The sequence below is a fragment of the Paenibacillus sp. P4_A7 genome, from assembly GCF_056402455.1.
The window spans coordinates 1-7,293 of record NZ_JBFUHJ010000281.1 but is presented as its reverse complement, the minus strand read 5'-3'; the positions used below and the strand labels follow the sequence as shown (position 1 = coordinate 7,293).

Genomic DNA, 7,293 nt, shown 5'->3' with positions numbered 1-7,293 from the left:
ATGTTCGAGCAGTGGAATCAGCTGCAGGGATGAGCCCTTGCATTGTAATGGAGGCAACAGGCCATTATCATAGCCCTGTTGTTCAGTTTCTGGATGAGCACCAGTATCTGTACATCGTCATTAATCCGTTAATCTCATATGAAGCCAAGAAAACTAATTTGAGACGGGTCAAGACGGATGCTGCTGATGCCTATCAACTTGGGGCGCTGTTCTATAAAGAAGAGTTTGAACCCATCAAAAAACGGGGTCAGCATCTCATGAATTTACGCTATCTCACTCGTCAGCATGAATCTTTAACGGCATACCCCTACAAAATCCCAACCTACGTACGTATCGTTATTTTTCATTGATAGAGAAGGAAGTCCTATACCGTTTTTATCGGATTGTTTTGAAGTATCGGTATCATAATAACTATCGGCAATATTGCCATCTTCATTGGTACCGACTAACCCGCCTACTTTTACATTTCCGGTTACATGTCCTCTCGAATAGCTAAGTTCAACTGTTCCTTGAACATTATAACCTACTAGACCACCAACAAATTTATCTCCATTCACACGTCCTGTTGCGTAGCTATTAGAGATAGTACCCTCATTATTTCTACCTACTAAGCCGCCTGTGCTCTCGGTGGCATAATTTTTACCAGTAAATGTGTCCTCTATGCCAGTTACATTACCAGTAGCATAAGAAAAATCAATAATTCCCTCCTGACTCCTTCCAACTAAGCCACCTGCTTCGGCAATACTAGTCACTGATGCTCGTGAAATGCTATTACTAATATCACTTAAAAAATGAAAGCCTACTAGGCCTCCTACTACTCCCTCACCCTCTACGCTTCCATCAAAGGTAGCATTAGTGATGGTAGATTGTTGATTAAAGCCTATTATTCCACCTACTGATCCGCTGCCCTTTACGGTTCCATCAAAGTTAACATTAGTGATGGTCGTATTGCCTTCATTGTAGCCTATTACTCCACCTATCCAATCCCCTGACCCTGATACTACTCCTGTAACTGTAATATTTTCAATAACTCCATCCCCATAATAATTGCCTACTAGGGCACCTACGCTATCTCCACCCTTTACATTTACATTTTCCAACACTAGATTTCGTATGCTGCTCGAATTACTAGCGTTCCAAAACAGCCCTCCGTTTTCATCAGCATCATTATTATCAACATACAAATTTGATATCTTAAAATGATTCCCATCAAAATGTCCTGAAAATTCTGTTGTTGTTTCAGAACCTATCGGTTGCCATGAATTGTTGCTATCATAAGCAATTAAATCAATATCATTTATCAAAACAAAATGACTATCCAGATAATTCCGTACTTCATTTATCTGGTCTGCTGTCGCAATTTGATATGGATCTTGATTCGTTCCTTCCCCTCCAGCAAAAACTACTGCTGCTTGAGCGTGGGTCCCTTCAGGATTTACCCAACTCGGAAAATGTCCAAACACCATGGCAAACACAACAAGAAATACAATTACCCGTTTATTCCAATAATGAAATGTCATTACTACTTTTCCTCCTTTATCGTTTTAGTATCTAAGCTACTTTACCGTTTCAGCTCTCTAGGACAAACCATCCGGAACAAGGGATTGTTTCCTCGTCCTGATACAATCCCCTGTTCACGAGACGTATTAATAAATGAAATGGTCGCTACATGAATCAACACCAACCACTTCATTACCCAGTTTCATCCATTTTAAAATACTTTGATTCTTAATCTTACCCTCTTGCCTTCGCACATTCTATTATCCGAACGTAGCAACATAGTCGAATTCGGGTATACTTTCATTCTCCTCACAGACAAAAAAAAGAAGACAAGCTCTCTCCTAAGAGAAATCTTGTCTGATTATAATCATTATGTTTTTTTCAAGTAGCTGTTAACCAGTTGCGTTCGATTCCTGACATTCAACAAAGCCGATTAATAAGCGCCTTTCCACATTAGCACCCATGAGCATAGACTTTCTTATGGACATACAATCGCTTATTTGTACAAATCCCCTCTATTTTCGATAGATATGGACATCAGACCTTTGGGACAGCCCCATCTTTTATAAAAATTTCACTCTATTTATGATACGGTTCACCGTAACATCTATAGAGCGAAATCTGGATCTCGCATTCAGAATAAAGAGAAATATCACATCGTCGTAGAGGATGATAACAATCAACATAATAAATAGGCAATTTAATAGAGCACCCCTTGGATGCCCTATTATCTGTTAATCGTATATCAATCTCCAAAGACACTTCTTTTTCTGTTCACTGTCTTCCATTAAGGTTGAAGTAATGTTGCTGTAGCTTTACTTACTCTTTTGAGCGATCATCTTCAATGAGATGGATAGACGGCGACCGCTCCGATATATCATAATGACCATAGTCATATTATGACCGTGGTCATTATATGATCAAAGTCATACATGAAGGAGTGAGTCCATGCTCAGAGAGACTCGAAAACAAGATACAAAGGAACATATTTTTATGCTGGCGATCCAGTTGTTTAAAGAGAAAGGCTATGAGGGGGTTACCGTTCAAGAAATCGCGGCGGCTTGCGGCATTGCGAAAGGAACGTTTTTTAATTATTTTTCGAAAAAGGAAGAAATCTTATTGTATCTCGGCGAATCGCAGCTCCAACTACTGGATCAGAGCTCGGAGAGGTATCGCGAGATCGGAGATCCGAAAACAAAAATTAGCGCTCTGCTCGGTGGATTGCTCAAGCGATACAGCGAGGAGGGTGATCTGATGAAGCTGGTCGTCGGCGAACTCGTTCGCTCGGCATTCCTCGCCGAGATGGAATCCAATAGCGTCAGAAAACTGCAGCATATGCTGATGGATTTGATCAACGAGGCGAAGCAAATCGGAAGGCTGCACAGCAAACAGGAGACGGAGCTTATTGCTTCTGCAGTGGTCGGTGCCTATTTCCAYACAATGATGACATGGACCCTGCATAACGCCGATAGCTCAAGCATCGTCGATCGGTTCGAGAAACATCTGGATGTCGTCTGGAATGGCATCTGCTGTAAAGGGGAGGTTTAGTCATGCCGATCGTATTCGTAGGAATTGCTGCTTGTCTTTTATTCGTCATCAGCCTATGGCATGTCTATTGGGCATTCGGCGGCAAGCGGGGATTGAAAGCCGTTCTCCCGGAGCAGGACGGGAGCCGCGCCATTGCTCCACGAATTGCTGCAACAGTGCTTGTCGCGATATTAGTTGCTTCGGCAGCTCTACTGCTGCTTATGGAAGCCGGTCTTATGACAGCGCTTATCCCTTCTTATATCGTTCGTTCGGGCGCATGGGTGTGCGCGGCCATATTTGCGCTTAGGGTGATCGGAGAGTTTAATTATTTCGGCATTTTTAAGAAAAAAGCGTGAAACGACTTTCGCAAAAATGGATACATACCTGTACGTGCCATTATGCGCTGTTCTGTCCCTAGTATTTCTTGCTTCAATTCAAATTGGAGGGTGAGCCATGGCTATACCGATTATCATTGTAGGCGGAGGGATTGCCGGGCTATGTGTGGGCATTGCCCTGCAGAAGCTGGGGCTTGAGGCAATTGTTTATGAAAGGAATCCAGAGCCGACTGTCGTTGGAGCGGGGATTATTATCGCTCCTAACGCCTTACAAGCGCTGGGTCCGTTCGGGGTCGCGGAGAAAATTATGGATGAAGGCTACGAGAGCAACGGATTTCATATGCYGACGGATCAAGGGAGATTGATCACAAAGATGCTCGTTCCAAACGGTTACCAATCGATGTATGCCATTCATCGGAGCGAGCTTCATCGGCATTTATTAGAAGCACTCAAGCCAGGAACAGTAAAATGGGGAAAGAAATGCGATAAGATTGAACACGGCAATGAATGTGTAAAGGTTCACTTCCACGATCACAGTGCTGTGGAAGGAGCGCTCTTAATCGCGGCCGACGGTATTCATTCCCCAATCCGCAAGTCGATTTATCCTGAAAATAGGTACAGGTATTCGGGTTATACGTGCTGGCGCGGAATTGCTGAAACGGATCAAACTTCTGGCATGCATAGAACGTTTATTGAAACGTGGGGAGCGCAAGGAAGATTCGGAATCGTAAATTTGCCGAATCGGCAAGTGTACTGGTATGCACTGGTGAACGCGGAAGCCAACGATCCCGTATTGGCGGCCTATTCGCCTCAGGACTTGTACGAACGGTTCCGAAATTACCACGAGCCCATTCCGAGTCTACTGGAGAGCACGCCAAGCAATCGAATGATTCATCGCGATGTTGTGGATATCGAACCCATGGAGCAATTTTATGCCGATCGCATTGCTTTCATCGGCGATGCGGCGCACGCAATTACGCCAAATATGGGGCAAGGGGCCTGTCAAGCGATTGAGGATGCGGTTGTTCTCGCTGAATGTATCGCAAGCGAATCTGATCATCGTGAAGCATTCCGGCGCTATGATCAGCGAAGGAAGAAGAGAATTGTTGATATATCGAAACAATCTTGGACGTTCGGTAAGGTTGCTCAATTGGAGGCTCCTATCCTTCGGGCAGTGCGTAACTCGCTTATCAAGCTTGTACCGGACAGCCTGATGAAGCGGCAAGCCGAGCAATTGTATCGCTGTACATGAATCTGGAGGGTTTGAAACCAATCTCATTCCGGAATGACTCGGTGAGCTGGGAAAGGAACATACACTGCTTCATGCTCGAATATCTGATTTGGCATCGAGTTGGATTGAGATCACGCGCAGTCAGTCTCTTTTGAAACTGTCAGATCACTAGTTTCGCGGTTTTTGTMACTATATCTAGTGACAAAAAATCGAAAAAATCGAAATACTCTTCGACGAAATGACGGAACAACATTTATAAAAGCAGTCCTTCTACCACAACCGTGGTGGAAGGATTCTTTCCCTTTAGATGGGGAAGTTCCGATATTAAAATGTAAGCTCTTAGTAGCCATCTAAGATATTACTAATTGCTCAATGAATCCCTTACCTTAATTCCTTTGCTAACACCTTCTTATTTTTCCTATAGTCGATTCGATTTCTTCAAAACCTTCCCATCACAGGTGAATACGACTCTATCGTTCCCATTGATTAAAGGGAAATGGGATCACCCCTGATATTATAGCTTATTAGATTTCCTACATTTTCTTTTTAAAGTTGGACATGAATAACCCTTCAGTTACTTCCATTTTTCCAATTTCTATAAATCCCTGGTCCATATATAATTTTTTAGYTGGGCTATTATTGGCACCCGTTGAAACAATGATCACATGAATATGATTTTCAACCGTTTCAATAAACTGTAATAGCGTCCTTCCAATTCCTTTTCGAAAGTGATTAGGGGCAACCATTAAACGATGAATGTCCAAAGTTTGGTCTTCTATTTTATAAGATATAACTCCTGCTAATTCGTTATTGATAAAATAACCAAAAAAATTCTCACCACTCTGTTGAAGATTTTCAATATTTTCACTTAATGGTGGTAAATCAAAAAAATTAATCAGTTGAGCTTCAACTTGGTATGATGGGATTTGGACATTTAGAACACTTTTGGCCATTTCTTTGTTGCTAATATCTATATTTCTAATCATAAGTAAACTCCTTTCAATATACCACTTTCTAAGCTGATTAATTTGAGCTTGATGATAGCGGCATTGGTCAGCCATATGCCATAATCCCCAACGTATGGTTGCTTGCTTTTCATTTTCATGTCCAAAAGTGACAACTTTATTTAGATCAGCATCTGTTAATTGTGTACATGAATTTTTCAACATTTTTAATACACCTTCATAATTTGACATAAGTGTGTTCAAAGACATCCCACTGACCATCGAAAGCCTATTACTTTCATCTATCATGGGGCCATATTGTTCTTTTAATGACTGAGGAGGTGGTTGTTCCTTTATTCTATAAACCCAATTCAGATCAACATACATGATATGTTTTATTAACTGGGCAGTACTATTAAAATTGTTATTAGGTCCCTTGTAATCTACTTCTTTTTGCGACATGCCATCAGTGATTAATTGTAGTCGTTGGCTATTCTCTTTTACAGCGGAGTGTAATATTCCCACAATTGGAGACATATTCGCTTCACCTTGTAAATTATAAGCATCCTCGCTCTTCCTTCCTCGGTTTTATTTAATWTTCACATATCATTTAAATTATTTAAGACAAWTTATTCGACGTCTTCTTCCTTGAAGTAAGACCCTATCTCTTGAGGTAATTTACTTTCTATATGGGGTAACCCAAACTCTCCATTCTTCTCCAGAATTCCATAGTTGTAACCTAACGAACCATCAGTGAGATATAGTACAGTGTATTGTGGAACCCTATCAAACTGAAATTCGTTATGAGCACCCCGCTGTCCCATGAGTTCGAGAAAGGATTGTACATCTTTTCCTTCCCATTCATTAATTAACTTCGTTCCTTTATAAACTCGAATCTGATTCACCTTTGACTCTGGAATATCAGGATATTGGGAAGGTTGATCATTTCCTGCATACCATACATAAATACTAAAACCTGTTACGTTCTCCAATAAACCTGTACTACTGCCTTCTTCTTTTACCGCAACGATACCTCTCTCAGGATATCCCTCTATTTCATATATTGCGTTACCTTTAGCAAGTCGAGAAGCTTTATCCACTTCTCCAATTTTCTTAATATTCTTTGAATCAACTAAAGCCAGTTCCCACGCGTTGATATAATGTTTTTCACCAATAGTAAGATAATCAGCCACTTCATTATTACTCTCGGAACTATTTCTTTGTTCAACCTTATTCAGATTTAAACACCCAGTCACAACTAATAGTACAAAAATAATTCCAGAAATCCATTTCATTGATGAACCCCCCTTACAACATACAGACGTTTCCAATATTTTGAAGGTTACAATGATTTCATCCATTCCCACCAGTTTACCGCTATTCTTATGGTAGTACGAGAAGTTACTGTTAACTGGCATACGAAGAAATTGATAATTATAGCAGATCTTCATTTTCGGTTAATGATTTCATAATGAATCGAGTTAAAATCCCATTTATAATCAATCGGGGAATATTGAAAATTCACATCTTGTTAGAATCACATGTTTATTTTTTATTGAGCATAACTGTCATTTAGCTTAAACGACGGGCTTATTCTTGCTGAGATACCAAGCTTCAATTTGGTTATACGTCATTTGAATTTTTCTGTTAAAACAACCCTGGTATTCTTCCTTAAACTCCCTACTACTGGAACCATACTCTTCGTAACAATAAATTAATAAATCCTTTACACTTTCTATCTTATGGTCGTATAACC

The 7,293-nt window shown here is 40.7% G+C and carries 6 protein-coding genes and 2 pseudogenes; 4 read left to right on the top strand and 4 right to left on the bottom strand.

From position 1 onward, the window contains the following. Positions 1–299 (top strand): annotated as a pseudogene (locus AC1DWN_RS23645) (IS110 family transposase); the annotation flags it as partial. Here AC1DWN_RS23645 and AC1DWN_RS23640 read toward each other — a convergent pair. Beyond that, positions 294–1,466: a GLUG motif-containing protein gene (locus AC1DWN_RS23640; RefSeq protein ID WP_477561347.1), complete on the bottom strand. Its 1,173-nt coding sequence runs from the start codon at positions 1,464–1,466 to the stop codon at positions 294–296. The pseudogene AC1DWN_RS23645 and the gene AC1DWN_RS23640 overlap by 6 nt on opposite strands. A gap of 982 nt (positions 1,467–2,448) precedes the next feature. Here AC1DWN_RS23640 and AC1DWN_RS23635 point away from each other — a divergent pair. From AC1DWN_RS23635 to AC1DWN_RS23625, 3 genes are all read left to right on the top strand, one after another. Further along, the gene (locus AC1DWN_RS23635) at positions 2,449–3,048 is read left to right on the top strand and encodes a TetR/AcrR family transcriptional regulator (protein ID WP_477561345.1); all 600 of its coding nucleotides are present in this window, start codon (positions 2,449–2,451) and stop codon (positions 3,046–3,048) included. 2 nt (positions 3,049–3,050) lie between these two features. Beyond that, entirely contained in the window at positions 3,051–3,383 is a 333-nt protein-coding gene (locus AC1DWN_RS23630; RefSeq protein ID WP_477561344.1) for a DUF3995 domain-containing protein, read from the top strand. 97 nt (positions 3,384–3,480) lie between these two features. Beyond that, positions 3,481–4,614, top strand: a complete 1,134-nt coding sequence (locus AC1DWN_RS23625; RefSeq protein ID WP_477561343.1) for an FAD-dependent monooxygenase — start codon at positions 3,481–3,483, stop codon at positions 4,612–4,614. A 512-nt stretch (positions 4,615–5,126) separates the two neighbouring features. Here AC1DWN_RS23625 and AC1DWN_RS23620 read toward each other — a convergent pair. The 3 genes and pseudogenes from AC1DWN_RS23620 to AC1DWN_RS23610 all read right to left on the bottom strand — a co-directional run bounded on the left by AC1DWN_RS23620 (position 5,127) and on the right by AC1DWN_RS23610 (position 6,832). Next, on the bottom strand, positions 5,127–5,546 hold the full coding sequence (locus AC1DWN_RS23620; RefSeq protein ID WP_477561346.1) for a GNAT family N-acetyltransferase: 420 nt from the start codon (positions 5,544–5,546) through the stop codon (positions 5,127–5,129). Between the two features lie 42 nt (positions 5,547–5,588). Continuing rightward, positions 5,589–6,074: pseudogene (locus AC1DWN_RS23615) on the bottom strand (DinB family protein); the annotation flags it as partial. Between the two features lie 92 nt (positions 6,075–6,166). Next, positions 6,167–6,832 (bottom strand): hypothetical protein, encoded by a 666-nt coding sequence (locus tag AC1DWN_RS23610; RefSeq protein ID WP_477561342.1) that lies wholly within the window; start codon positions 6,830–6,832, stop codon positions 6,167–6,169. Positions 6,833–7,293 lie beyond the last annotated feature (461 nt).